This is a genomic window from Dyella jiangningensis, assembly GCF_003264855.1.
GTDB lineage: Bacteria > Pseudomonadota > Gammaproteobacteria > Xanthomonadales > Rhodanobacteraceae > Dyella > Dyella jiangningensis_C.
In genome coordinates, this window is record NZ_NFZS01000004.1 from 11,952 (window position 1) to 36,322 (window position 24,371).

Here is a 24,371-nt window from a genome sequence, read left to right on the forward strand (position 1 = left end):
TAACATGACTATACCGCGCACCCGCCCCTTCGGCCAGAAGTACGCCTTTGTCGTTGCCGGCGTGATCTTTCTCGCCCTGCTGGCCGCCGCCGGCGTACGCGCCGCGCCGGGCGTGCTGATCCTTCCGTTGGGCCATGCCTTCGGATGGAGTCGGGACACCATCTCGCTGTCCGCGGCGCTGGGCATCTTCCTGTACGGCATGGTCGGTCCGTTCGCGGCCGCGCTGATGCAGGCCGTGGGCGTGCGGCGCACGCTGATCGGTGCGCTGGCGCTGATGGCTGTATCGATCTCGGCCAGCGCATGGATGACGCAGCCCTGGCACCTGCTGGTGAGCTGGGGCATTTTCTCCGGCATAGGCTCGGGCTGCGTGGCCATCGTGCTGGGTGCCACCGTGGTGAACCGCTGGTTCGTCACCCATCGCGGCCTGATGATGGGGCTGCTTACCGCCAGCACGGCCACGGGCACCCTCGCGTTCCTGCCGGCTCTTGCGGCGATCGCCGACCATGGCGGCTGGCGTCCGGTGGTGTGGACGGTGGCCGCGGGTTGCGCGCTGCTGATTCCGCTCGCCTGGTGGCTACTGCCGGAACGCCCGGCCGATATCGGCCTGCGCCCCTATGGCGCCACCGAGGATGAAGCCGTCGAACCGCCGCGCCGCAACCTGCTGTCGATCGCACTCGGCACCTTGGTGACGGCAGCGAAGCAACGTACGTTCTGGCTGCTGTTCGCGACGTTCTTCATCTGCGGATTCACCACCAACGGCTTGATCGGCACGCACTTCATCGCGATGTGCGGTGACCATGGCATCCCCGAAGTGCGCGCCGCCGGCTTGCTCGCGATGATGGGCGCGTTCGACCTGATCGGCACCACGATGTCGGGCTGGCTCACCGATCGCTATGACCCGCGCAAGCTGCTTTTCATGTACTACGCGCTGCGCGGCCTGTCGCTGATCTGGCTGCCCTATTCCGACTTCTCGTTCTACAGCCTCTCCTTGTTCGGGGTGTTCTATGGCCTGGACTGGATCGCCACGGTGCCGCCGACGTTGCGCCTGGCCACGGAAGCCTTCGGCGACCGCGATGCGCCGGTGGTGTTTGGCTGGGTGGCGGCGGGTCACCAGATCGGTGCGGCGAGCGCCGCTTTCTTCGCCGGCTTCATGCGCACGCAGGGTGGCAGCTACCTGCAGCCTTTCGTGGTCGCAGGCATGAGCGGCGTGATTGCCGCCGTGATCGCCTTGCTGATCCGCCGCCGTCCGCGTGCGGAGCTGATGCCCGCGCCGGGCTGATCAGGCCAGCCGGGTACCGTTGGGCACGGGTCGCTCGATGGTGGTGATGACCACGCCGTCATCGGTGGGGAAACCGGTCAGCAGGAACTGCGAGCGGAAGGGTCCGATCTGCTTTTCCGGAAAGTTGATCACGCCGACGATCTGCCGTCCGACCAGATCTTCCGCGCGATACAGCTGCGCGATCTGCGCGCTGGTCTTCTTCTCGCCGTAGGGGCCGAAATCGACCCACACTTTCCAGGCCGGGTTGCGTGCCTCGGGAAACGCCTCGACGCGCGTTACCGTGCCTGCCACGAGGCAGACCTTCTCAAAATCGGCCCAGCTGATCTCCGTCGGGATCGCCGTCTCGCTCATCCTTCCAACCTCGTCTTGAACCAGTCCTTGCCCTGCTGCCACCAGTAGCTCGCCTGCGCGCCCAGATAGCCGAACGGGCGATAGGTGCGTTCCAGACCGTAATCAGCGAACTGCTTCCAGCGATCATCGCCCTCGGCAATCGCGGATGCCAGCAGCTCGCCGGCGGCGCAGGTTGGCGCGAGTCCGTGGCCGCCAAACGCCTGTGCCCACCACAAGCCATCGGGGGTGCTGCCGATCTGTGGCATCTGGTGGCGTGCGTAGCTCATCAGGCCAGACCACGCGTAGTCGACGCGCACGCCTTTCAACTGGGGAAACACACGCAACAGGTCGGCCATCAGCAGGCGCTGGACGGATGTCGGCGAACGGTCGCGCACGGAAATACGCCCACCCCACAACAGCCTTCCATCGGGCAAGGGGCGGTAATAGTCAAATGCGAATCGCGTGTCGTAGACCGCCGAACGCGTCTCCAGGATATCGGCCATGCGATCGCCGAGCGGCTCGGTCACCATCACGTAGGTGGCGATGGGAAGAATCGCCCGATCCACCTGCCGGCGCAGCCCTGCCAGGTAACCGCCGCACGCCAGCACCACCTGGTCGGCGTGCACGGCGCCCTGCGCGGTCTCCACGCGCCAACGCAGGCCATCACGCTTCAGTTGCCACGCGTCGGTGTTCTCATGGATGCGTACGCCTTGCGAGGCTGCCGCGCCTGCGAGGCCGATGGCGAAATTGAGCGGATGCAGGTGCAGCGCATGGCGCTCGTACAAGCCATCGAAATAACGCGTGGTATGGATGCGGCCGCGCAATTCGTGCTGAGGCAGCCATTCCCACGACACGCCGTAATGCCTGGCCAAGAGTTCCTGCCGCTGGCGCAGCACGTTCGGATCGCGGAACCAGTTGGCCCAGATGACGCCTTGGTCGACCACATCGCAAGGGATGGCATAGCGCTGAGTCAGTGCGCGGATGCGATCCACCGCCTGCGTGGTCAGACCAAACAAGGCCCGCGCAGCCGGTTCTCCCCGCTGGTCGAGCAAGGCCTGCTCGCCCAGCGAATAGCCACCAAAGACGAAACCGCCGTTGCGGCCCGACGCACCAAAGCCCACCTGTTCGCGTTCCAGCAGCACGACATCGCGCACACCGCGCTCGGCAAGGCCCAACGCCGTATGCAAGCCGGCGAAGCCGCCACCGATGATGACCACGCGTGCGTCGGCCTTTCCCTGCAGGGCCGCGTATGGCTCGTAAGGTGTGGCCTTGGCGCGGTAGTAGGAGGCTGCCGGTGACGAGGTCATGTGCTGCACTGGTCTCGGAGAAGCGACCAGTCTAGCGCAGCCTACCGATGCCTCAGCTAGTCCACCACGCTTACGCCCAGCGGGCGCGTATCGCTGCGTCCGCGATCATCCACCACGCGGACCTCATAGTTGCCTGCCGCACCCGGCTGCCAGAACAACGACTCACCCGGCGCGCTGCGCCCGACATAGGCATCATTGACGAACCAGTACATCTCGCGCACCGAGGCGTCGCCATTTGCCGAGAAAGCGATGCGTCCCTCCTCGGCGCGCTTCAGGCGCAGCGCATAGATGCTGCCACGCAATGGCGAGGTGATCGCCGGCGCTTCGCCGTCCGCACCCAGGTTTCCGCAGGTATCGTTGCGCGGAGGCATGCGGCGCGGGATACCCGCCTGCACGAAGACGCGCTGCAGCTCCGACGGCCAGAACTCGTAGACCTCTACATGCGTATGCTTGCCGGCATATGGAGGGCAAGCCACCTGGCCCGTCGTATCGTCGATCACCACCGGGCGATGCACCTGGCTGACGCGGATCGGCGATTTCCCCGGAATGAACCATGTCATGCCGCGTTGCGGGCACCACTGGTTCGGGAGATCGCCGCTGGCGAGGCAGATTTCCACCCGGCGCAGGTTCGCCGGCATATGGCGCAGCGGTTCGGTCATGCGCGGCTGCGCTGCCTTCAACGCATCGACCATCTGGAAGAACAACGGCGCCGCGGCTTCCACGCCGACGAAGGCCTGGTTGCTGCTGCCATCGAAATTGCCCACCCATACGATCAGCACGTAGGGACCGAAACTGCCAGCCGTCCAGGCATCGCGGAAGCCCCATGAAGTGCCGGTTTTCCAGTACACCGGGAGCCGTCCAGGTTGGGCGCCCGTGGTTTCGTCGGGGCGCGGATTCTGGCGCAGCATGTCCATCACCATGAAGCTCGACTCGTCGCTGAGCAGCCGCGTGCCCGACACCAGCGGATCGGTGGCCAGCAGACGCAGCGGCCGCAGTTCGCCGCGATTGGCGAGCATCGCGTAGAGGCCTGCAAGCTCCTGCATGGTCACTTCGCCGCCGCCGAGCACCAGGGCGAGGCCGTAGTGCTTCTCGCTGGCCATGCGGCTGACGCCCGCATCGCGGAGGAACTGATAGAGGCTCGGCTGTTGCAACTGCGAGGCCACCCACACGGCGGGAATATTGCGGCTGCGCACCAGGGCTTCGGTGGCGGTCACCGGCCCCAGGAAGTGACCGTCGAAGTTCTCCGGCGTATACGGGCCGAACGCGGTGGGCACGTCGCGCAGCACGGTCTGCGGATGCAGCACGCCCTCGTCGAAACCGAGGCCATAGATGAAGGGCTTGAGGGTCGAGCCCGGCGAGCGCTTTGCCAGGGTGCCATTGACCTGGCCCTGGATGTCGGCACCGCGATAGTTGGCCGAACCCACCAGCGCCTTGACGCCCATGTCGCGGGTATCGACCAGGATGGCTGCCGCATTGCGGATACCGCGCGCATCGTTGCGCTCGATGTAGTGCTCGACCTGACGCTCCAACACATGCTGCAGGTCCATATCGAGCGTGCTGGCGACGCGGCTATCGGCATCGATGGCATCGGTGCGTCGTGCTGCAAGGATTTGGTCGACGGCGTGCGGCGCCTCGAACGGGAGTTGCGACAAGGGGCGCAACCGCAGTGGCAGTGCAAACAGTGACTGCAGCGCTGCGTCCTGCGGATGAATCGCCTTCCAGCGTGCATAGAGGCGATTGCGCGACATAGCGAGCTGCTTGCCGATCACTTCCGTGGTGCCGTCATTGGCCTGCAGGCGTCGCGAGGGATCCTGTGGAATCACGGCAAGGGTCAATGCCTCTGGCAGGCTGAGCGCACTGGCCGACTTGTCGAAGTACGCCACGCTGGCCGCGCCGACACCTTCGACATTGCGCCCGTAAGGCGCGTAGTTGAGATATGCCTCGAGAATCTGGTCCTTGGAATAGAACAGCTCCAGCTGCACGGCACGCGCCACTTGCCGCAGCTTGCCCCAAGGTGAGCGCGTATTCAGGCGCCACAACAGGCGCGCCAGCTGCATGGTGACGGTGGACCCGCCCTGGCGATTGCCATGGCTCACGTAGGTCACCCACGCACCACGCGCCAGACCGTAAGGGTTGAAGCCGGGATGCCAGCGATACCAGCGATCCTCGTGCAGCAGTACGCCATCCAGCAGGGCCGGAGAGATGTCCTTGAGCGGCACCCATAGCCGATAACGGTCATCGCTGGCGAGCGTCAGTCGCAGCAGGCGGCCACGCGCGTCATAGACCGCGGTCGACGATGGCAGCCACTCGCGCAAGGCCTTGTGCGGCCAACACCGAAAGCCCACCAGCACGACCATGATCAGCGCGGCGCCCGCCAGCCAGTTCTGCCAGCGAAGCAGCCAGCGCAGAAGGCGTTGTCCGATGCGTTGGAGGGTCGCGAGCATGGGCATGTACCAATCACCGAAGGCGCGCCCTCCTCTCGGAGGGCGCGTCATCAATTCAAGGCTGACGCACGACGTTCAAGATCGCGCCGCCAGCCGTACGCGCTTGCACGCGCCGGTCGTACAGCGATTCACCGTAGGCCGGCGGCACGATGAACTTGCCGGCGTTGGTGGCCTTGATGCGATAGACGAACTCGCCGACATCCGGCAGCGCATCGCCGTAGAGCACCACGCGGTCCTCACGGATATCCGCGTACTCCAGACGCCACGTCGCCTTGCCGACACCGATGGGCGAACGCCATTCGCCAGGCTTCGCTGTGCTGTCGCCGCCCGCGTCCTCCTGCGCATCGCCATTCGACGACTGGTCGGTCACGACCGGCGGCGGCTGGATCACCGGTTCGAAGCCACCCGGCAACAGGTCCACGATGGCCACGTTGCCCACGCCGTCGTTACCCGTAGCGCGTATCTTCAGATGCACGTCGACTTCCTGGCCAAGCGTCACCTGGTCGATCGCCTTGCCATTCACGTCGGTGTAGTCGCGGGTGATCTCCAGGCCGTCCTTGATCGCCTTGTTCGCCACGTCGCGGTCGTAACCGCCCTGGCTCACCACGCGCCAGGCCGTCAACGCGCTCTCGTTGGTAAAGCGCAGGCGATTCACCGCGGCATCCCAGCTGCCTGCCTGCAACAGATTGCCTTGCGAGGAAGCGATGGCCTTGACGCTGCCGTCAGCGTGCACCTCGTCGATGTGCAGCTTGTCCAGATCGCCGCCGGCCTGCGTGGCATAGGTATCCAGGGCCAGCATCGTCATCGATGAAGACAGCGTGTTGTACCAGCCATGCGCCAGCGGCCAGGTCAGGTTCTCCATCACGCGCGGTGACAGTGCCTTGGCGCGCTCCGGGAAGTGCTTGCTCAGCAGGTACAAGGTGCTCGCGTCGCGGATCAATGGATCGTAGTAATAGCCATAGCGGTAATCCTTGTCCGCCGAGGTACGTTCCAGCAGCTTCTGCGGGCCGGCCATGAGCTGGGCTGCCTGCTTGTCCTGCTTCAGCAACTGGTACGACGCAGCCAGCCACGCCGCCGCGAGATCGTTGCGCCACTGGTCCGGGTAGGCTTCCTGCAGGCGCTTCTGCACGGCCGCGAGGTCGTTGGTGGTGACGTTGCCCTGGCGGGTCAGCAGATAGACCGCATAGGCGCGTTGGCGCACCAGGTCGAGGCCATCGAGCGTATCGTCGGCCGCCAGCTGGTGCAGGTAACGGTTGCCCGCATCGAACATGTCACGCGGCACCGTCATGCCGCGCTCGCGTGCCTCCAGCAGGAAGTGCATGGCATAGGTCGAGACAAACGGATCGGCGTCCGGCGTTGCCGACCACAGACCGAACCCACCCTGCCCGTTCTGGCGGGTGTGCAGCACATCGAGGAACTGCGCAAGCGCCTCTTCATTGCTGAGCTTCTTGCCCTCGAGCTTCGGCTGCAGTGCGTCGGCGAATACCTTCACCTGGGGCCACTTCGACAACACCAGGCGCGGCATCGCAGAGCTAACGATCTGCTCGCTGCAGTAATGCTGGAAGTTGATGAGATAGCTGGTCAGGCCGCCCGACAACACCACCGGTATGTTCGAGATGGCTGCATCGCGCGAAGCGTACTCGCCGTACATGCGGCGCAGGTCCGGCTGGTCCACCTTGCTGTTCGCATCGACGCGCCCCACGTCGACCTGGGTGCGATAAGCCGATGCCGGTCGCACCGACACATCCACGCTCTGCCGCGCCGACTTGTCGGCGTAACCGGCGACGAAGCTCAGGTTGCCCGAGCCCAGCTTGTCGGTCGCCTTGACCCGGAACGTGACCACGCCTTCGCGCATTTCGCCAAGGCTGACGTTCTGCGTCGGCGTACCGACTACCTGCAGCTGCGGCCCCGTCTTCAGCGTCACTGCCACCGGTACCTGCTTGCCGCCGAGCCCGGTGAGATTGTTGGCCACGCCCACGCTGACCTCGACCTCGTCGCCCGGTGCCAACGTGGTGGGCACATTCGGCGACAGCACGAAATCACCGCGCACCGTGGTGGCGCCCTCGAAAGTACCGATGCGCTCCGGCGACACCGCGACAGCCATCACGCGCAGCTTGCCGTTGAAGTAGTCCGGCACCTGGTAACGCAGCTCGGTCTCGCCGTTCACGTCGATGATGCCCGACCAATAGGCCACCGGCTTGTCGCGCTTGCGCTTGAACGGATTGAGCTGGCGACCGATCGCGGCATCCGCATCGCCGCCCGGCGCCGCCATGGCCATCAGCTTCTCGAAATCCGGCAGGATCAGGTCGAGGATCTGCGAGGTGCCCACTTCCAGCATGCGCTTGCGAAAGAAGAACTTCAGCGGATCACCCAGCTTGTAGCGCGCGACCTGCAGGATGCCCTCGTCCACGGCGAACACCACCGCACGCGTAGGCTGCGGTGCGCTCAACTTGAGCGTTACCGTTTCGCCAGGCTTCACCACCGCTGGCGCATCCACCTTGATCGCATTGCGACGCGCGTCGAGGTTGACCGAGAACGGCACCACGCCATAGCTGAGCGGACTCATGAAGATCTCGTCCGAGGACGGATCGCGGATGTACTGCACGTTGATGTAGCCGTTGCCCTCGAAGCTGGCGGGCACGGTGATGTGCTGAACCGAGCTGCTGGTGTCGGCATGGAACCACGCATGCGCGTACACCTTGTCGCGCTCGATGGTGATCAGGCCGCTACCCGCATACGGGGCGCGGATGGCGATGTCCACCGTTTCGCCCGGTGCATAGTCTTCCTTGCTGAGGTTGAGCTGCAGCTCGGCGTTGCGATCGAGCGAGCGCGACACGTTGGCGGCGCCCGCCACCGAATACTCCACGCGGTTCACTTCGATGCCGTCACTGCTGCGCAGGATCACCAGCGCGTAGTTGCCGGGCTTGTCGGTGGGCAAGGCGTAGTCCATGCCCTCCGCAGGAAGCGACAAGGCCTGTTCGTTGACCGTGATTTCCTTGAGCTTGGACTGGTACTTGTAGACGCCCGAATCCTGCTTGGTCAGCACGGAGATGTAGCGACGCTCGACCAGCCGCGCCTTCAGCTCCTTCAGTGCCATCGCCTTGGCCGTGTGGTCGATCGCCACCAGATGCACGCTGCGCGGCGTATCGCGATTCACGTAATCGAGGTTGTCGACCGCCTTGTAACCGACCAGCCAGTCGTTGTTCGACACCAGGGTCTGCGCGGCCGCGGCCACGCTGCGTCCGCCCTCGGGCTCGTAGGCCTTGGCCAGGAAATAGAGCTGGTAGGTGGCGTCGGCGTACTTCTTCAGGTCGAGATCGAACTCGGCATGGCCCTTGTCGTCGGTCTTGCCATCCTGCAACGGCTCCTCGTATCCCTCCTTGGCCCGGCGCGGGTCATAGAAGTGATAGTCCTTCCAGCTGCGGAATGCCGGCCATGCCGGACGCAGCGTCAGCGACGCTTCCACCCGGCGGTTCGCCGCCGGCGTACCGAACAGGTTCATCGCATCCACGATGCCCTTGACCTGATCAGGCTTGACCCAGCCTTCGGACACCTGGCCGGCCAGGCGCGCCTCGACCTTCATGCGGTCAGGCAGGAACTCCTTCACCTGCACGGTGGTGCTGCCGATCTGCGCGCCAGCCTTGCCGTCCTTCACGATGTACAGGTTCACCGTCCACGTGCCGGTGGGTGCGGTTTCGGCAGGCGCGTACTCCAGCTCGCCAAAGCCTGTCGCATCCATCGACATCGGCAGCTGCTTCACCGTCATGCCGCGCGGATCGACGATCTCCGCCTGTAGCGGAATGCCGACCACGCTGCGCGTCCAACTGGCAGCACGAACGATCAGGCCGACGTGGAATGTATCGCCCGGCCGATAAATGCCGCGATCCGAGAACAGATAGGCCGACAACTGACCATCGTTCTGCGCGTTGCGCTCGCCGCCCACGTCGAAGCGGGAGAAATCAAGCTTGCGGTCATAGCTGGTGGAACCGCCGATCGGCAGGAATGACAGATCGTCCGCTTTCTTCACGACGTACAGCGTCGGCTGCTTTTCGCGCTCCAGCCCCTTGAACGTGGGGAAATGCACCACGCCATCGGCGGACGTCGTCTCGTTGAACAGTGTTTGTCCGTTGACGGCGAGCACGGCCACATTGGCGCCAGCCACCGGCTGTCCCGTGCGGATCGACTGCACGAACACATCCTGGCTGCCATCGAGCGAACGCTTCACCAGCATGCCCAGGTCAGTGACGACGATCATGCGGGTATCGGTGGGCACCGAGCTGTCGTCAACGTCGTTTTCGGACATCTCGCCCTGCTCAGCTTCCTCGCCATCCGATTCCGCATCGGCACTGTCGTTGCGAGGTGCGGCCTGCGGTTCGTTCTCCGCCGCCTTGCGCGCGTCCTCGCGCTTCTTCTCGGCGACGGCGTCATAACTGGACAGGTGCAGCAGGAACACGCCGCGCTTGCCTTCCTTCAGGTATTGGCCCAGGTCGATGCCTTCGTAATGGGCCTTGGCCGGATCGCCCTTGGGGAAGCTGCGCTTCTGCTCGAAGCGCTCGACGATATGGTCTTCGCTGAAGGCATAGCTCAATTCAGGACGCGCATAGCTACCCTGGTTGAGGCTCACCAGATGCTGCAGCTGATCGGGCAGCACACGGCCGATCTCCATGCGCAGCCCAGGCAGGTTGCGAGACACCACGGAAATGCGCTTGCTGCCGGAGATCGACAGCAGCGAGCCGTCGGCCATGAAACGCAACAGCTTGGGATAATTGGGAACCTCGACCACTGCAGCGCTCGGCTTGCCCAGGATGTAGCCGCCGAACGACTTCAGGCCTTTGTCGACGCGTACATAGATGCGCTGGCCCGGCTCGGCGTGGTACTTGAAGCTTTGCACCGCCTCGTAGTCGTTTTCGGTGGGCACGAGTTCGAGCTTCAGCGGTTGCGCCTGGCGCAGTTCCGCATCACCGACGTCAGCGGTCGTCCAGTCATAAGGCGGCGCATCACTCGCCCGCTCCACGCCGGCCTTGCGAGCGGGAAGAATCCAGGCCTTGGTCAGGCCGGCGAGTTCGCTGTCACGCACTGTGCCGCCGACGTTGACGACCAGTACCTGCTCGGGCTCGTACTTTTCATTGTCGACCAGGGTGGGATCGATGCCGTCGATGGTGAGGCTGTAGAGGCCGGGAACACGTATCTGCGCCTTGATTGCATCGGCCACGCCATCGCCGCCACGGACACTGCGCACGCCCTTGTCGATGTTGTAGTTCACGCTGCTTTCGTCGCGCGGCAGCGACAGGGGCTGCGAATGGATCCACGCGTGCAGCTTGTACTGGTCGTAGGTCACCGTGTACTTCAGTACCGTATCGCGACTGCCGCGCTGCGCCAGCCCGACGTTGATGCGCTTCTCGAAGTCGGCCGTATCGACGGGATAGTTGAAGGTGACCGGAAGAATGGTCTTCTTCGCGGTGGCATCCTGCGGGTCCTGATAGAACTCGCCACGCTCCGCCTTCGCCGAGAAGGCGACGGTATCAAAGCTGAAATGGTCATCCGCCATCAGCACATGGCCGGCGAAAGCCTTTGCCGTGTCGAAACGGACTTCATAGTGGCGCCCGACCGGCCAATCTTCCGCCGGCGTGAAGCGCAGGGTGTGATCGTCCACCCAGGTCCACTGGCCCTTGGTCGCCGGTTGCATCACGACCCCGGTCGTCACCGGCTTGCCTACCTGTTCGATGGGCGCGGCGGAGCCTGAGAAATTCACCGTCAGGGGATGGATGACGATGGGCTGCTGGGTGTAGTCGGTGATGGCCGGCGCGTCGACGGACCAGGTGATTCGCAAAGGTTCCACCGGCTTGGGCCGGTTCTGGTACCACTGCCAGCCGAACCACCCGCCCGCACCCAGTACCAGTGCGGCTACCAGCGTGCCGGCGGCACGCAGGGGACGGTGGCGAATCCATCTGCCTGTGGCCGGCATCCACGCCGGTGCCGACCAGCTGATCTGCCCCAGCAAGGGCCGCAATACGAGCGCCATGCCAGCCAACAAGCCGCGCAGCAGGCGCAACGGCAACAGCAGCAGAAACCGCAACAGATCCATGATGCTTCCCTGGTTTTCATCCAATGAACACGAAGACGGCGGCAGCCGGCCCGGGCTATGCACCGGATACGCCGAAACGCCCGCCTCTTACGAAGCGGACCCGACGATCATCGGTGAACCCCATGACTAGATTGCCCGCCGAAGATGGCGGAACGCGGGAAGGATTCTGGCACGCGCCCGTCAAAGACGCAGTCGGATAAGTCTGATTCTTACCGGTTCGCCATCCGCCGGCTGATGCCTCGCGGGTAGAAGCCCGACCTGCAGCAGGGCAAAAACCGGAACGTCCGGCAAGGGAGAGCCACCGGCCTTGCGGCCGGTGGCCGGCCGCTGCTCAGAGTGCTGCCATGAGCTCGCGCACGACCGGCGCAAGCTTGGGGTCCTGCAGGGCCATGTGCATGGTGGCACGCACCAGGCCGGCCTTGTTGCCACAGTCAAAGCGGGTACCTTCGAAACGGTAGGCAAGCACCTTGCCCTGTTCCTTGAGCAGCGCTTCGATGGCATCGGTCAGCTGGATTTCGCCGCCGGCGCCCGGGGTGGTCTGTTCCAGCAACTGGAAGATGCGGCCGGGCAGCACGTAGCGGCCAACCACGGCCAGGTTCGACGGTGCGTCGGCCGGCTTGGGCTTCTCCACCATGTGGCGGATCTGCGCGCTGCGCTCGTCGATCGGGGTGGCGTCGACGATGCCGTACTTGTCGGTGTCGTTCTGCGGCACTTCTTCCACCGCGATCACACCGGCGTTCTGCGTTTCGGCCAACTCGGCCATCTGGCGCAGCGCGCCCTTGCCCGTGTTCCAGATAAGGTCGTCAGGAAGGATCACGCCGAACGGCTCATCACCCACCACCGGCTTGGCGCACAGCACCGCGTGGCCAAGGCCGAGCGCCTCGGGCTGGGTCACGAAGATCGCACGCACGTGCCTGGGCAGCGTGCCCTGCACGAGCGCGAGCAGTTCGTCCTTGCCCTTCTCCTGCAGCTTGGCCTCGAGTTCGTAGGCCTTGTCGAAATAATCGGCGATGGCGTGCTTGTAGCGATTGGTCACGAACACCAGCGTATCCGCGCCGGCATCCACGGCCTCGTCCACGGCGTACTGGATCAGCGGACGATCCAGAACAGGCAGCATTTCCTTGGCGACCACCTTGGTGGCGGGCAGGAAACGCGTGCCCAGACCGGCCACCGGGAACACCACCTTGCGCAACGGCTTGCTCACTTACTTCTCTCCTGATTCGCTGCGACGCAGCGTCACCACGTTGTCCGGTTGCGGCGTCTCGCTCCAGCGGAACGAGGGCAGCAGGTTGGACACGCACTGGCGCAACGTATCCTCGTCATAAGCGACCACGGCATCGGCTGCCTTGGCCAACTGTGCATTGAGCACGTCCCACTTCACCTGACGATACTGCGCGAGGAAGATCTTCGCGTGCGTCGTTTCGACATAGTTCTCGAGGGGATGGAACAGCTCTTCGAATAATTTCTCGCCCGCGCGCAGGCCGGTATAGACGATCGGGATCTCGGTGCCCGGCTTGCGGCCCGCCAGGCGAATCATCTGTTCGGCCAGATCGCGGATCTTGATCGGCTCGCCCATGTCCAGCGCGAAGATCTCGCCGCCCTTGCCGATGCTGGCCGCCTGCAGGATCAATTGGCAGGCCTCGGGAATGGTCATGAAGTAGCGCGAGATCTCCGGATGCGTGATGGTGACCGGCCCACCATTGCGGATCTGCTGGCGGAACAGCGGCACGACGGAGCCGGCCGAATCGAGCACGTTGCCGAAACGCACGGTGATAAAGTGCGTCTGCGAATGCTCGTTGAGGTTCTGGCACCAGATTTCCGCCATGCGCTTGCAGGCGCCCATCACGCTGGTCGGGTTGACCGCCTTGTCGGTGGAAATCAGTACGAAGCATTCCACCGCATGACGGTCGGCGAGATCGGCGACGTTGCGCGTGGCCAGCACGTTGTTGCGGAAGGCTGCACGCAACTGGCCCTGCAGCAACGGCACATGCTTGTAGGCGGCAGCGTGGAACACCACCTGCGGCTTGTATTCGCCGAACAGCTTGCGCATCGCGGCCGGATCGCCGCAATCGGCCAGCACGGCTTCGTACAGCAGCTCGGGATATTCCGCGCGAAGCTCCTGCGAAATGCGATAGAGGTTGTACTCGCTGTTGTCCACCACGCAGAGCGACTGCGCTCCCAGGCGCGCCACCTGGCGGCAGAGCTCCGAGCCAATCGAGCCGCCACCGCCGGTGACCAGCACGCGCCGGCCGGTCAGCGTCACGCGAATGGCCGTCCAGTCGAGTTCCACCGTGTCGCGACCCAGCAGGTCCTCGATGGCGACTTCCTTGATCTCGTTGAAGTGCGCGCGGCCGGAAACGACGTCTTCCAGCTTCGGTACGGTGCGGTAAGGCAACCCGCTTTGATCGCACAGTTCGACGATGCGGCGCATTTCCTGGGTGGAGGCGCCGGGCATGGCAATCAGCAGCATCTGTGCGGCCACTTCGCGCGCGAGCTGCGGAATCTGGTCGATGCGACCGAGTACTGGGCGGCCGTTGATGCTGGCACCGCGCAGACTTTCCTTGTCGTCGACGAAGCCGACCACGGTATAGCCGCTGTCCCGATGCAGGTCGCGGGACAGGGCCTCACCGGCACGGTCCGCGCCCACGATCAGCACGCGCTGCAGGGGTTTGTCCTGGAACAGGTCGAGTCGGCTGTCCTTCCAGAAGCGGTAGGCCAGCCGCGGCGTGCCCAGCAGGACGGCAAGCACCATCGGATACAGCAGCAGCACCGAACGAGGCACGTCCTCGAGGCGGTTGTAGAGCATCAGCGCGGCGGCGATAGCCAGCGCGCCCAGTACGGCCGCGCGGAAGATGTTCCACAGGTCAGGCAGGCTCGCGAACCGCCACACGCCCTTGTACAGGCCCGTCCAGCTCAGCACGGCGCCCTGCACCAGCAGCACCAGCGGGAATTCGAGCACGTGGAAGTTGATCGCCGCGTTGTCGATCAGCGCGTAGCGCAAGGCCTTGGCCACCCACCAGGCCAGCGCAGCCATCAGCAGGTCGTGGATGACCACGGCCATGCGCGGATGGATGACACCGATCAGCTTACGAAATGACATGACGGCCCTTGTTCGAAACACGCCCAAGACACTGGCGTTTCATGAGTATCCATACGGTGGCCGCTATCAGATAGGTACCGAGGAACAACGGTACAGACCAAGTCGGCCGGAACCACGCCAGCGCGGCCAACGGCGCCGCCACCAACAGATTCCAGGCCAGATAGCACGCTCCCCCCGTTGCATGCGTGAAGCCGCTGCGAACCAGCCATTGATACAGATGCTCGCGATGGGCAGTGTACCAACGGCGACCACTCGCCATACGGGCCAACAGAGTAAGGGTTGCGTCCGCTACAAAAGATGAACTGAGGATCAGGGCCGACCACAGCAGGTGCCAATCGACCCGCCAAAGCATGGCCGTCAGGGCGAACAGGAGCAGCCCCATGGTCCCGCTGCCCACGTCCCCCATGAAAATACGGGCCCGGGGCCGGTTGAAGTACCAGAAGCCCAATGCCGCACCGGCCAGACAAGCCGCCGCACCGGCCAGGGCAGGCTGAGCCGCCCCCCAGGCCAGGAGGGCCAGGCCCAGGCTGACGAAGACCACCTGCTGGGCCAGCAGGCCGTCGATGCCGTCCATGAAGTTGTGCAGGTTGATGCTCCAGGTGCCGGCCAGCACCACCAAGGGCAGCCACCAGACTGACATGCCCCCCATGACAAACGCTGCCGCAACGAGCGAAGCCGAGAGCAACTGGATGCCGAAGCGCGGAAGCACCGGCAAGGGGTGATGATCGTCCCACCAGCCCACCGCCGCGACCGATACGGTGGCCACGGCCAATGCGGCCACGACCGGCGCGGACCACGCTCCGGGCAATAGCGCCAAGGCGGCAGGAAGGGTCGCCAGCGCAGCCACCACGATACCGATGCCGCCACCCCGCGGCGTGGGAATGGTGTGCGAGCGCCGCTGCCCGGGCAGGTCCATCATGCCCCGGTGATGGGCATAGGCGATCGCGCCGCGCACCACGGCCAGGGAGATCACCAACGAGGCCAGCACCATCCCTATCGCCAGCGAAGTCGGGCTCATCCGCGCCTCATTCGTTGGCGACGCCGTGGATCGGGCGGATCGTGCTCCAGCTCTTGCAGCTGGGACACTGCCAGTGATGGGCCTTGGCGCCGAAGCCACAACGGCTGCAGCGATACATCGCCTGCCCTTCCAGCAGCTTCTTGGTGAGATCGCGCAGGATCAGGAAGTTCTCGCGCGCCTCCCCCTCGATCTTGTCCATGGTGGCGTCGATCAAGGCCATCAGGCCGCGCACCGAAGGACGCTGGCGAAGTTGCGACGTGAGGAACTCGATCGCGGTGCGTTCGCCATCGCGCTGCTGATACAGGCGCGTCAGCGCCAACACTGGCGAAATGCCGTGATAGCGATCGAGGATGTCACGCAGGAAATGCTCGGCATGCTCCATCTGCTGCGAGCGTGCGTAGCTGTTGAGCAGCGGCGGCAGGATCTCCGGCACGAAGGCGATATCCGCCTCCACGGCTTGCTCATAGGCCTTGGCGGCTTCGGCGTGCTGGCCTTCTTCCGCGTAGAGCCGCCCGGTCAACATGAAGGCGCGCACGCAGTTCGCCTGGCAGGAAAAGGCCTGGCGGAGATATTCGCGCGCGTCCTGGCGCGCACCGTGCTGTCGCGATTGCTCGGCCAGCTCGCAATAGAACTGCGCGACCATGTCGGCTTCGTCTTCGCCGGTCATTGCCTCCAGGCGGCGTGCATGTTCGATCGCCTTGTGCCAATCGCGTTCGTGCTGGTAGATCGCGATCAGGTGGCGCAAGGCCGAAGGCGCATGGGCGTCCATCGCCACCAGGTCGGAGAACAGCGTTTCCGCACGGTCCAGCAATCCGGCGCGCATGTAATCCTCGCCCAGTTCCAGCAGCGCGACCGTCTTCATCGCGTCCGACAGGCCCGGGCGCGATACCAGATGCTGGTGCAGGCGGATGGCTCGGTCCACTTCGCCTCGTCGACGGAACAGGTTGCCTAACGCTAAGTGCGTTTCCACGGTGTCGCGGTTGTATTCGGCCAGCTTGAGGAACACTTCGATGGCCTTGTCCTGCTCCTCGTTGAGCAGGTAGTTGAGGCCTCGGAAGTAATCGGAAGACAGTTCGCTGACCTGCGCACCCGAGCGGCGCGCTCCTGCTTTCCTGGCGGTCAGCCAGCCGCTGGCGAATGCTGCGGGCACCAGCAGGATGAGGACATACTGAAGTGCGCTCATGCGCCGGCCGGCGAGGTCTTGGTCTTGCTGGCGGGCGCCTGGCGGCGCTGGCGCCGGTGGCGGAAGCTGACACCCAGCCAAGCGGTGAGGCCACCCAGCAGCCACCCGATCACGAGGGCCAGCAGCAGAGCCGCCCCCTTGGGCACTTCCAGCCGCGCAAAGCCGAGGTCATAGCCGACCAGGTCGGCATTCAGAGCGCCCAGCACGATGCCCACGGCAATGAAGAGCAGGAGGATTAGCGTCACGATCAGTCGCATGCGGCGACTTTAACCGATTGCCGATGGCCGGCACAGGCGCGAAATCGCCCCTCCGTTCAGGAACAGGGCAAGACGCACTCTTCGCCGCGCAAATCGGTCACCTGCAGGCAAAAAAGAAGGCAGGAACGGCTTGTCGCCGCCTGCCTTCGCTGATCTCTTCAGTGATATCCGCGTGCGGGTATCAGACCAGATCCATGTTGACTCGCTCGCGCAATTCCTTGCCCGGCTTGAAGTGCGGGACATGCTTGCCCGGCAGAGCAACCGCTTCACCCGTCTTGGGATTGCGGCCCATGCGCGGCGGGCGGTAATGCAGCGCGAAGCTGCCGAAACCGCGGACCTCGATGCGCTCGCCGTGGGACAGAGCATGGCTCATCTGTTCGATCACGCTTTTGACCGCCAGCTCCACATCAGCGAACGCGAGATGGGTCTGACGCCGTGCCAGCGCCTCGATCAATTCGGATTTGGTCATGGGTCCCCAATGTCCGTGACGTGAACCAAACAGGGCGGCCGTATGGCCGCCCTGCCTTTCCTTCTGCTACTGCTTAGTCAGCCTTGTTGAGCTGCTCCTTGAGCAGCGCACCGAGCTTCGTCGTACCGCCGGAGGCGTTCGAGTACTCGGCCATGGCGTCGTGCAGTTCTTCTTCGTCCTTCGCGCGGATCGACAGCTGCAGCTGGCGGCCCTTGCGGTCCATGCCGGTGAACTTGGCTTCGACCTTGTCGCCCACCTTCAGGTGCTGGGTCGCATCGTCGATGCGCTCCTTGGCGATGTCGTTGGCGCGCAGGTAACCCTCGACGCCTTCGCCCAGATCGATCACGGCGCCCTTGGCATCCACTTCCTTCACGGTGCCATTGACGATGGTGCCGCGCGGGTTGGTGGCCATGAACTGACCGAACGGATCCTGCTCCATCTGCTTGATGCCGAGGGAGATGCGCTCGCGCTCCGGATCCACGGCCAGCACCACGGCTTCGATCTCGTCGCCCTTCTTGAAGTTGCGGACGAGGTCTTCACCCGAGGCCTGCCACGAGATGTCGGACAGGTGGACCAGGCCGTCGATGCCGCCGTCCAGGCCGATGAAGATGCCGAAGTCGGTGATCGACTTGATCTGACCGGACACCTTGTCGCCCTTCTTGTGCATGGCGGCGAAGGCTTCCCACGGGTTCGAGCGGGTCTGCTTGATACCCAGCGAGATGCGGCGACGCTCTTCATCCACGTCCAGCACCATCACTTCGGTCTCGTCACCAACCTGCACGACCTTGGCCGGGTTGACGTTCTTGTTGGTCCAGTCCATTTCGGACACGTGGACCAGGCCTTCCACGCCCGGCTCGATCTCGACGAAGCAGCCGTAATCGGTGACGTTGGAGACCTTGCCGAACAGGCGGCTGCCGACCGGGTAGCGACGGGCGATGGCGACCCACGGATCGTCACCCAGCTGCTTGAGGCCCAGCGACACGCGGTTGCGCTCGCGGTCGTACTTCAGCACGCGGACGTCCAGCTCGTCGCCGACGTTGACGACTTCGGACGGATGACGCACGCGCTTCCACGCCATGTCGGTGATGTGCAGCAGGCCGTCGATACCGCCCAGGTCCACGAACGCGCCGTAGTCGGTGAGGTTCTTGACCGTGCCCTTGACCACTGCGCCTTCGGTCAGGCGCTCAAGCAGCTTCTCGCGCTCCTCGGAGAACTCGGTCTCGACGACGGCGCGGCGGCTGACCACAACGTTGTTGCGCTTGCGGTCGAGCTTGATGATCTTGAACTCGAGGTCCTTGCCTTCCAGGTAGACCGGATCGCGGACCGGACGGACGTCGACCAGCGAGCCCGGCAGGAATGCGCGGACGTCCTTGATGTCGACGGTGAAACCGCCCTTGACCTTGCCGGAGATCTTGCCGGTGATGGTCTCTTCCTTGTCGAAGGCTGCCTCGAGGTCGTCCCACACCATGGAACGCTTGGCCTTCTCGCGGGAGAGCTTGGTCTCGCCGAAGCCGTCTTCGAGGGCGTCGAGGGCAACCTTCACCTCGTCGCCAACCTGCACTTCCAGCTCACCACCCTCGTCCTTGAACTGCTCGATCGGGACGATGCCTTCGCTCTTGAGGCCAGCATTGATCACGACGACGTCGTTGCGGATTTCCACAACGATGCCGGTGACGATGGCACCCGGCTTCAGCTTGGAGATGGCCTGTTGGCTCTGTTCAAACAGCTCGGCAAAACTTTCAGTCATGTTGATTCCAGAAATGAGAAAAGGCCTTAGGTCCTGTGCACGCCCTGGATGACATGGCGCACGGACGGTCGGCCCACCGGTTATGGGTGTCGCGGGATCGCTCCCTTGTCACCGTTGACCCAAACACCCCTGATCACTTCAGGGGCACCAAAAGCCGCCGGCAACCCGTTCAGGGCCGCACGACAGCCAATACTTTCGCCACGACATCCTCGATGCCCATGCCGGTGGTTTCGATGAAAACCGCGTCCACGGCCGGCTTGAGCGGCGCGACCGTCCGCGAGGCATCGCGGGCATCACGCGCTTCGATCTCGCGCTGAAGGGTAGCAAGTGTAACGCTCAGCCCCTTTTCCTTCAACTGCTTATAGCGTCTTTTGGCCCGTTCGGCGGCGCTGGCGGTCAGGAACACCTTGAACCGGGCATCTGGGAAGATCACCGTACCCATGTCGCGACCGTCCGCCACCAGTCCCGGGGTCTTGCGGAAAGCCAGCTGCATGTCCACAAGTGCTTGACGCACCGAGGGAATCGAGGCGATCGCCGAGGCCGCTGCCCCCGCCGTTTCGGTACGCAGTTCGTCGGTGGCGTCGTGGCCGTTGACCAGCACCCGGGTATCGCTGCCATCCGCTGTTGCGTGGAAGCGGATCTTGGTTGTCTGGGCGCAGCGGGTGACGGCGTCCACGTCCGACAGGTCCAGCCCTTCGGCACCCGCCGCGTAGCCCACCGCCCGGTACAGCGCCCCCGAGTCCAGCAGCCGCCAGCCCAGTTCCTCGGCCACCAGACGGCTGATGGTGCCCTTGCCCGATCCCGACGGTCCGTCGATGGTCAGCACGGGAACGGACGCGGATGGGCTCATGGGGTCTCCTGACGGCGGGGAAGGAAAACGCATATGCTATCGCGTTGGTCCTCGCACGGAACGCGGGTTGTCCAGTTGCCCTCTCTCAAGTCCGTCAGAACCATGCACGTCCACACCATGACCGATCTGCGCCACGAATTCGAACAGGCTGCCGAAGACATCCAGCGGCTTGGCCAGCGGCCAGACAACGACACCCTGCTCAAGCTCTATGCCCTCTACAAGCAGGGTTCCGAAGGCAATATCCATGGTGAGCAGCCTGGCTTCTTCGATTTCGTAGGCACCGCCAAGTACGAAGCGTGGGCTCAGTTGCGCGGCGTGTCCGAGGACGAGGCGATGCAGCGCTACATCGAACTGGTACGCGAACTGCTGGCGTGAGTCGAGCTGGGGCGTGGCATCGGCACTTGGCGCCAAGGCCGATACCCGACCAGGTTGAAGCTTCATGTTTCGGCCGACCGTGGTGGCAAGGCGCGCGCCGACATGCGTTCCCAGATCCCCGGCCAGCCACGCACCCCTTGCTTTCAAACGCTTCCAGCAGGCACATTCATACGATCGTTTGAACCCATCAACGGTCGCCATGAATTTCCCTCGCCTGTTCTCCCCGCTCGACCTCGGGCATACCACGCTGCCCAATCGCATCCTGATGGGCTCGATGCATACGGGACTGGAGGACAAGGCAGCCGACTACGACAAGCTCGCGGCCTATTTCGCCGAGCGGACGCGCGGCGGCGTGGGCCTGATGGTGACCGGCGGTATCGCGCCCAGCATCCAGGGCTGGCTGAAGCCCTTTGGCGGACGCATGACCCTGCCCTGGCACGTCGGCCGCCATCGGAAGCTGACCCGTGCGGTCCACGCGGAAGGCGGCAAGCTGTGCATGCAGATATTGCATGCGGGTCGCTACGGCTACCACCCGCTGTCGGTGGCGCCATCGAAGATCAAGTCACCCATCACGCCATTTACGCCGCGCGCGCTTTCCAGCCGTGGCGTCGAGCGCACCATCGCCGACTTCGTCCGCTGCGCGAAGCTCGCGCAGGATGCCGGTTACGACGGCGTCGAAGTGATGGGTTCGGAAGGCTATTTGATCAATCAGTTTCTCGCGGCACGTACCAACCAGCGTACCGATGCATGGGGAGGCAGCGCGGAAAAACGCATGCGCTTGCCGATCGACATCGTGCGTCGCACGCGTGAGGCGGTAGGCCGCGATTTCATCATCATCTATCGCCTGTCGATGCTCGACCTGGTGGACAACGCGCAGGACTGGGGTGAGATCGTCACGCTGGCCAAGGCCATCGAAGCAGCGGGCGCGAGCATCATCAACACCGGCATCGGCTGGCACGAGGCGCGCGTGCCGACCATCGTCACCAGCGTGCCGCGCGCCGGTTTCGCGCGGGTGACGAAGAAGCTCAAGGGCGAAGTGGCGATCCCGCTGATCACCACCAATCGCATCAACATGCCCGAGGTCGCCGAGCAGATCCTGGCCGACGGCGAAGCGGACATGGTGTCGATGGCGCGCCCGCTGCTGGCAGACCCGGAGTGGCCCAACAAGGCCAAGGCCGGTCGCAGCGAACGCATCAATACCTGCATCGCCTGCAACCAGGCGTGCCTCGATCACGTCTTCCAGAATCGTCGCGCGAGCTGCCTGCTCAACCCGCGTGCCTGCCACGAAACGGAACTGCGCATCGACCCGGTAACGACCAGGAAAAGCATCGCAGTAGTCGGCGCGGGTCCTGCAGGGCTCGCATGCGCGACGACGCTGGCCGAACGAGGTCATGCGGTGACGCTGATCGACCAGGCCAGCGATATCGGCGGCCAGTTCAATTACGCCAAGCGCATTCCAGGCAAGGAAGAATTCCACGAGACATTGCGCTATTTCCGCCATCGCCTCGAAGACACCGGCGTCACCGTCCAACTTCGTCAAACCGCGGAAGCAAAAACGCTGACAGGCCATGATGAAGTCATCATCGCCACCGGCATCACGCCGCGTCGCGTGAGCTTTCCCGGCAGCGATGATCCCCGTGTGCTGAGCTATCTGGATGTGCTTGCACATGACAGGCCAGTGGGATCACGCGTCGCCATCATCGGCGCCGGCGGCATTGGCTTCGATGTCGCCGAATTTCTCGTCGAACACCAGCCTTCTCCGACACTGGACGTCACGCGGTGGACGCGCGAATGGGGCGTGGACATGCAACTGGATACGCGAGGTGGAATCGCACCCGCAAGGCCTGAAGCAGCGGCGCGAAAAGTATGGCTGCTTCAGCGCAGCGAAGGACGCCCCGGTGCGCGCCTCAACAAGACCACCGGCTGGGTGCATCGCGCCACGCTGAAGGCCAAGGGCGTGACCATGCTTGGCGGCGTCACCTACGAGCGTTTCGACGACGAAGGTCTGCACATCACCGTCGACGGCCAAGCACAGGTCTTGCCGGTCGACAATGTGGTCGTTTGCGCGGGCCAGGAACCGAACCGCACGTTGGCGGACGCATTGATCCGGGCCGGCATCAAGACACACATCATCGGTGGCGCGGATGTGGCTGCCGAACTCGATGCCAAGCGTGCGATCGATCAGGGGACGCGGCTGGCTGCTGCTCTGTAAGAGCGGACTCCGTGCCGTGCTGCCGTGGGAGCGCACCCTGTGCGAGACCGCGGCAATAAAGGTCTCGGCTCCGTTCGGCCGTCGCACACGGGGTGCGCTCCCACAGAAAAGAACCGTGGTCGGCAGAAACGACGACGCCCGGCGCTGGGCCGGGCGTCGTGCCTGGAAAAGAAAGCGCCCCGCTGGGCGACGCGTCGATATGGGTCAGGGGGGAGGAAGACCAGATATCGCGGGGATAGCGTCGTAGCGGGGCGAGGGTCGCCGCCACCTGGGGGGAGGGGACGGTGGCGGGACGGGGAGAATCTTATGATCGACCCGTTATAGAAACAAATATATATTTAGAGCCAGACTTATTCGAATTTCATATTAAAGGCCCCGCCATGTTCGACTTCCGTCAGCTTCGTTACTTTGTAACGGTTGCAGAGGAACTGAGCTTCACCCGGGCAGCCCAGCGACTGTACATTTCCCAACCCCCTCTTTCGCAGCAGATACAAGCACTTGAGAGTGATCTCGGGGTTCGTTTGCTGGAGCGAAACAAACGCAACGTGTCCCTGACTGAACCCGGCAAGCTGTTCCTGGAACAGGCTCGCCAGATCCTGGACAAGGCCGAGGAGGCCCGGGCCCAGATGGCGGACGCCGCCACCGGCTTCAGTGGCAAGCTGCGCCTGGCCTACACCGTCTCGGTGACGTTCCACCCCGCCCTCCCCCAGACCCTCCTGCGCTATCGCAGCTTCGCGCCACAGGTGCGCCTGATCCTCAGCGAGATGTACACCGAACAGCAATACGCAGCGCTCCTGGCGGGCGAGCTGGACGTGGGCTTCGTGCGCGACGAGCCCGAACACACGGGCATGGCTCGCCACCTGCGGCTGGATGTGATCGACCGCGAACCTTTGCTGCTGGCCCTGCCCTCGAATCATCCCCTGGCCGGCCGAGAGAGCATCTGGCTACGGGAAGCCGCCATGGAGGCGTTCGTGGTCCAGCCCCGTGAACTGGCGGCGACCTTGTATGACCGCCTGGCGCAGATCGCCGCCAAGGCCAACTTCCACCCCCAGATCCGCCAGCACGCCCAACAAATCAATGGCCTGCTGGTGCTGGTGGCCGCCGGCATGGGCCTCGCCCTGGTGCCGGCGTCCATGCGGTCCGTCAGCCTGCCAGGCGTCAGCTACCTGCGACTGGAAGACCCCGATGCCTATATGCTGCTGGCCTTGGCAAGCCGGGTCGACGACCCCTCTCCGGTCGTCCGCCGCTTCCTGAGCGCGATGATGGAGCCCCAATGAACAGGCGGGCGGCCACCGTTCCCACCCTCATGAATCGGCCCGTTTTGTCCTGCGGCCCAAGGACTTGTGTCAAGTCATCAAATTGTTTACTATTTCTGTCTTGTCTTTTTCATATCGTTAGTTTCAGGAGCTGGCCGTGAAGGTGCTTTCCTCTTTGAAGTCCGCCAAGGCGCGGCACCGTGACTGCAAGGTTGTGCGTCGTCGCGGCAAGGTGTTCGTGATCTGCAAGAGCAACCCGCGTTTCAAGGCTCGTCAGCGCTAATTGCTAGCTGCGATGAGTCGACGAAAAGGGCCGCGTAAGCGGCCCTTTTTTGTTGCCTCCGTCTCTGGGGCCATGTTGCAGGAGCGCACCCAGTGCGCGCGCCCAGCGCCTCGCCGTTTTCGTGTCATCAGCCATCAGGTACGTGCGCACCGTGCACCCGCATGTCCCTGCACGAC

The 24,371-nt window shown here is 64.1% G+C and carries 17 protein-coding genes; 5 read left to right on the plus strand and 12 right to left on the minus strand.

Annotated features, from left to right (window positions below; all coding sequences use genetic code 11):
- The first annotated feature begins 4 nt into the window (after nucleotides 1-4).
- Nucleotides 5-1,279 (plus strand): MFS transporter, encoded by a 1,275-nt coding sequence (locus tag CA260_RS12685; protein ID WP_111983461.1) that lies wholly within the window; start codon nucleotides 5-7, stop codon nucleotides 1,277-1,279.
- Here CA260_RS12685 and CA260_RS12690 read toward each other — a convergent pair whose 3' ends face one another.
- The 12 genes from CA260_RS12690 to cmk all read right to left on the minus strand — a co-directional run bounded on the left by CA260_RS12690 (nucleotide 1,280) and on the right by cmk (nucleotide 20,069).
- Nucleotides 1,280-1,630, minus strand: a complete 351-nt coding sequence (locus CA260_RS12690; protein ID WP_111983462.1) for a tRNA-binding protein — start codon at nucleotides 1,628-1,630, stop codon at nucleotides 1,280-1,282.
- Nucleotides 1,627-2,916, minus strand: a complete 1,290-nt coding sequence (locus CA260_RS12695; RefSeq protein WP_111983463.1) for an NAD(P)/FAD-dependent oxidoreductase — start codon at nucleotides 2,914-2,916, stop codon at nucleotides 1,627-1,629. Before CA260_RS12695 ends, CA260_RS12690 begins: the two co-directional genes overlap by 4 nt.
- Before the next feature lie 56 nt (nucleotides 2,917-2,972).
- Nucleotides 2,973-5,360 carry a penicillin-binding protein 1C gene (gene pbpC / locus CA260_RS12700; protein WP_238149753.1) on the minus strand — a complete coding sequence of 796 codons (2,388 nt, stop codon included), beginning with the start codon at nucleotides 5,358-5,360 and terminating at the stop codon, nucleotides 2,973-2,975.
- A 55-nt stretch (nucleotides 5,361-5,415) separates the two neighbouring features.
- Nucleotides 5,416-11,445, minus strand: a complete 6,030-nt coding sequence (locus tag CA260_RS12705; protein ID WP_111983465.1) for an MG2 domain-containing protein — start codon at nucleotides 11,443-11,445, stop codon at nucleotides 5,416-5,418.
- 331 nt (nucleotides 11,446-11,776) lie between these two features.
- Nucleotides 11,777-12,649 (minus strand): UTP--glucose-1-phosphate uridylyltransferase GalU, encoded by an 873-nt coding sequence (gene galU, locus CA260_RS12710; protein WP_111983466.1) that lies wholly within the window; start codon nucleotides 12,647-12,649, stop codon nucleotides 11,777-11,779.
- Nucleotides 12,650-14,545, minus strand: coding sequence for a polysaccharide biosynthesis protein (locus tag CA260_RS12715; protein WP_111983467.1), 1,896 nt, complete (start codon nucleotides 14,543-14,545; stop codon nucleotides 12,650-12,652). It lies immediately after the preceding gene.
- On the minus strand, nucleotides 14,532-15,563 hold the full coding sequence (locus CA260_RS12720) for an MraY family glycosyltransferase (protein ID WP_111983468.1): 1,032 nt from the start codon (nucleotides 15,561-15,563) through the stop codon (nucleotides 14,532-14,534). Before CA260_RS12720 ends, CA260_RS12715 begins: the two co-directional genes overlap by 14 nt.
- A gap of 7 nt (nucleotides 15,564-15,570) precedes the next feature.
- Nucleotides 15,571-16,746, minus strand: coding sequence for a lipopolysaccharide assembly protein LapB (gene lapB, locus CA260_RS12725; protein WP_111983469.1), 1,176 nt, complete (start codon nucleotides 16,744-16,746; stop codon nucleotides 15,571-15,573).
- Nucleotides 16,743-17,003, minus strand: a complete 261-nt coding sequence (locus tag CA260_RS12730) for a LapA family protein (RefSeq protein WP_111983470.1) — start codon at nucleotides 17,001-17,003, stop codon at nucleotides 16,743-16,745. Before CA260_RS12730 ends, lapB begins: the two co-directional genes overlap by 4 nt.
- Nucleotides 17,004-17,184: 181 nt before the next feature.
- Nucleotides 17,185-17,472: an integration host factor subunit beta gene (locus tag CA260_RS12735; protein WP_038617081.1), complete on the minus strand. Its 288-nt coding sequence runs from the start codon at nucleotides 17,470-17,472 to the stop codon at nucleotides 17,185-17,187.
- Between the two features lie 73 nt (nucleotides 17,473-17,545).
- Complete coding sequence (gene rpsA, locus CA260_RS12740) at nucleotides 17,546-19,219, minus strand: 30S ribosomal protein S1 (RefSeq protein WP_111983471.1); 1,674 nt, start codon at nucleotides 19,217-19,219, stop codon at nucleotides 17,546-17,548.
- Between the two features lie 169 nt (nucleotides 19,220-19,388).
- The gene (gene cmk, locus CA260_RS12745; protein WP_172461837.1) at nucleotides 19,389-20,069 is read right to left on the minus strand and encodes a (d)CMP kinase; all 681 of its coding nucleotides are present in this window, start codon (nucleotides 20,067-20,069) and stop codon (nucleotides 19,389-19,391) included.
- 117 nt (nucleotides 20,070-20,186) lie between these two features.
- Between cmk and CA260_RS12750 the strand changes: the two genes are divergently transcribed.
- The 4 genes from CA260_RS12750 to ykgO all read left to right on the plus strand — a co-directional run bounded on the left by CA260_RS12750 (nucleotide 20,187) and on the right by ykgO (nucleotide 24,195).
- Nucleotides 20,187-20,444 carry an acyl-CoA-binding protein gene (locus CA260_RS12750; RefSeq protein WP_111983472.1) on the plus strand — a complete coding sequence of 86 codons (258 nt, stop codon included), beginning with the start codon at nucleotides 20,187-20,189 and terminating at the stop codon, nucleotides 20,442-20,444.
- Between the two features lie 199 nt (nucleotides 20,445-20,643).
- Complete coding sequence (locus CA260_RS12755) at nucleotides 20,644-22,656, plus strand: FAD-dependent oxidoreductase (protein ID WP_111983473.1); 2,013 nt, start codon at nucleotides 20,644-20,646, stop codon at nucleotides 22,654-22,656.
- Nucleotides 22,657-23,036: 380 nt separating this feature from the next.
- Complete coding sequence (locus CA260_RS12760; protein WP_111983474.1) at nucleotides 23,037-23,933, plus strand: LysR family transcriptional regulator; 897 nt, start codon at nucleotides 23,037-23,039, stop codon at nucleotides 23,931-23,933.
- Between the two features lie 136 nt (nucleotides 23,934-24,069).
- Nucleotides 24,070-24,195 (plus strand): type B 50S ribosomal protein L36, encoded by a 126-nt coding sequence (gene ykgO / locus CA260_RS12765; RefSeq protein WP_010342887.1) that lies wholly within the window; start codon nucleotides 24,070-24,072, stop codon nucleotides 24,193-24,195.
- Nucleotides 24,196-24,371: the final 176 nt, after the last annotated feature.

Coding starts and splice junctions, on each gene's coding strand:
- CA260_RS12715 (WP_111983467.1), bottom strand. CDS start 14,545: ATGTCATTTCGTAAGCTGATCGGTGTCATCCATCCGCGCATGGCCGTG.
- rpsA (WP_111983471.1), bottom strand. CDS start 19,219: ATGACTGAAAGTTTTGCCGAGCTGTTTGAACAGAGCCAACAGGCCATC.
- CA260_RS12730 (WP_111983470.1), bottom strand. CDS start 17,003: ATGCGACTGATCGTGACGCTAATCCTCCTGCTCTTCATTGCCGTGGGC.
- CA260_RS12735 (WP_038617081.1), bottom strand. CDS start 17,472: ATGACCAAATCCGAATTGATCGAGGCGCTGGCACGGCGTCAGACCCAT.
- lapB (WP_111983469.1), bottom strand. CDS start 16,746: ATGAGCGCACTTCAGTATGTCCTCATCCTGCTGGTGCCCGCAGCATTC.
- CA260_RS12685 (WP_111983461.1), top strand. CDS start 5: ATGACTATACCGCGCACCCGCCCCTTCGGCCAGAAGTACGCCTTTGTC.
- CA260_RS12695 (WP_111983463.1), bottom strand. CDS start 2,916: ATGACCTCGTCACCGGCAGCCTCCTACTACCGCGCCAAGGCCACACCT.
- CA260_RS12705 (WP_111983465.1), bottom strand. CDS start 11,445: ATGGATCTGTTGCGGTTTCTGCTGCTGTTGCCGTTGCGCCTGCTGCGC.
- CA260_RS12750 (WP_111983472.1), top strand. CDS start 20,187: ATGACCGATCTGCGCCACGAATTCGAACAGGCTGCCGAAGACATCCAG.
- cmk (WP_172461837.1), bottom strand. CDS start 20,069: ATGAGCCCATCCGCGTCCGTTCCCGTGCTGACCATCGACGGACCGTCG.
- CA260_RS12690 (WP_111983462.1), bottom strand. CDS start 1,630: ATGAGCGAGACGGCGATCCCGACGGAGATCAGCTGGGCCGATTTTGAG.
- pbpC (WP_238149753.1), bottom strand. CDS start 5,360: ATGCTCGCGACCCTCCAACGCATCGGACAACGCCTTCTGCGCTGGCTG.
- CA260_RS12720 (WP_111983468.1), bottom strand. CDS start 15,563: ATGAGCCCGACTTCGCTGGCGATAGGGATGGTGCTGGCCTCGTTGGTG.
- CA260_RS12755 (WP_111983473.1), top strand. CDS start 20,644: ATGAATTTCCCTCGCCTGTTCTCCCCGCTCGACCTCGGGCATACCACG.
- CA260_RS12760 (WP_111983474.1), top strand. CDS start 23,037: ATGTTCGACTTCCGTCAGCTTCGTTACTTTGTAACGGTTGCAGAGGAA.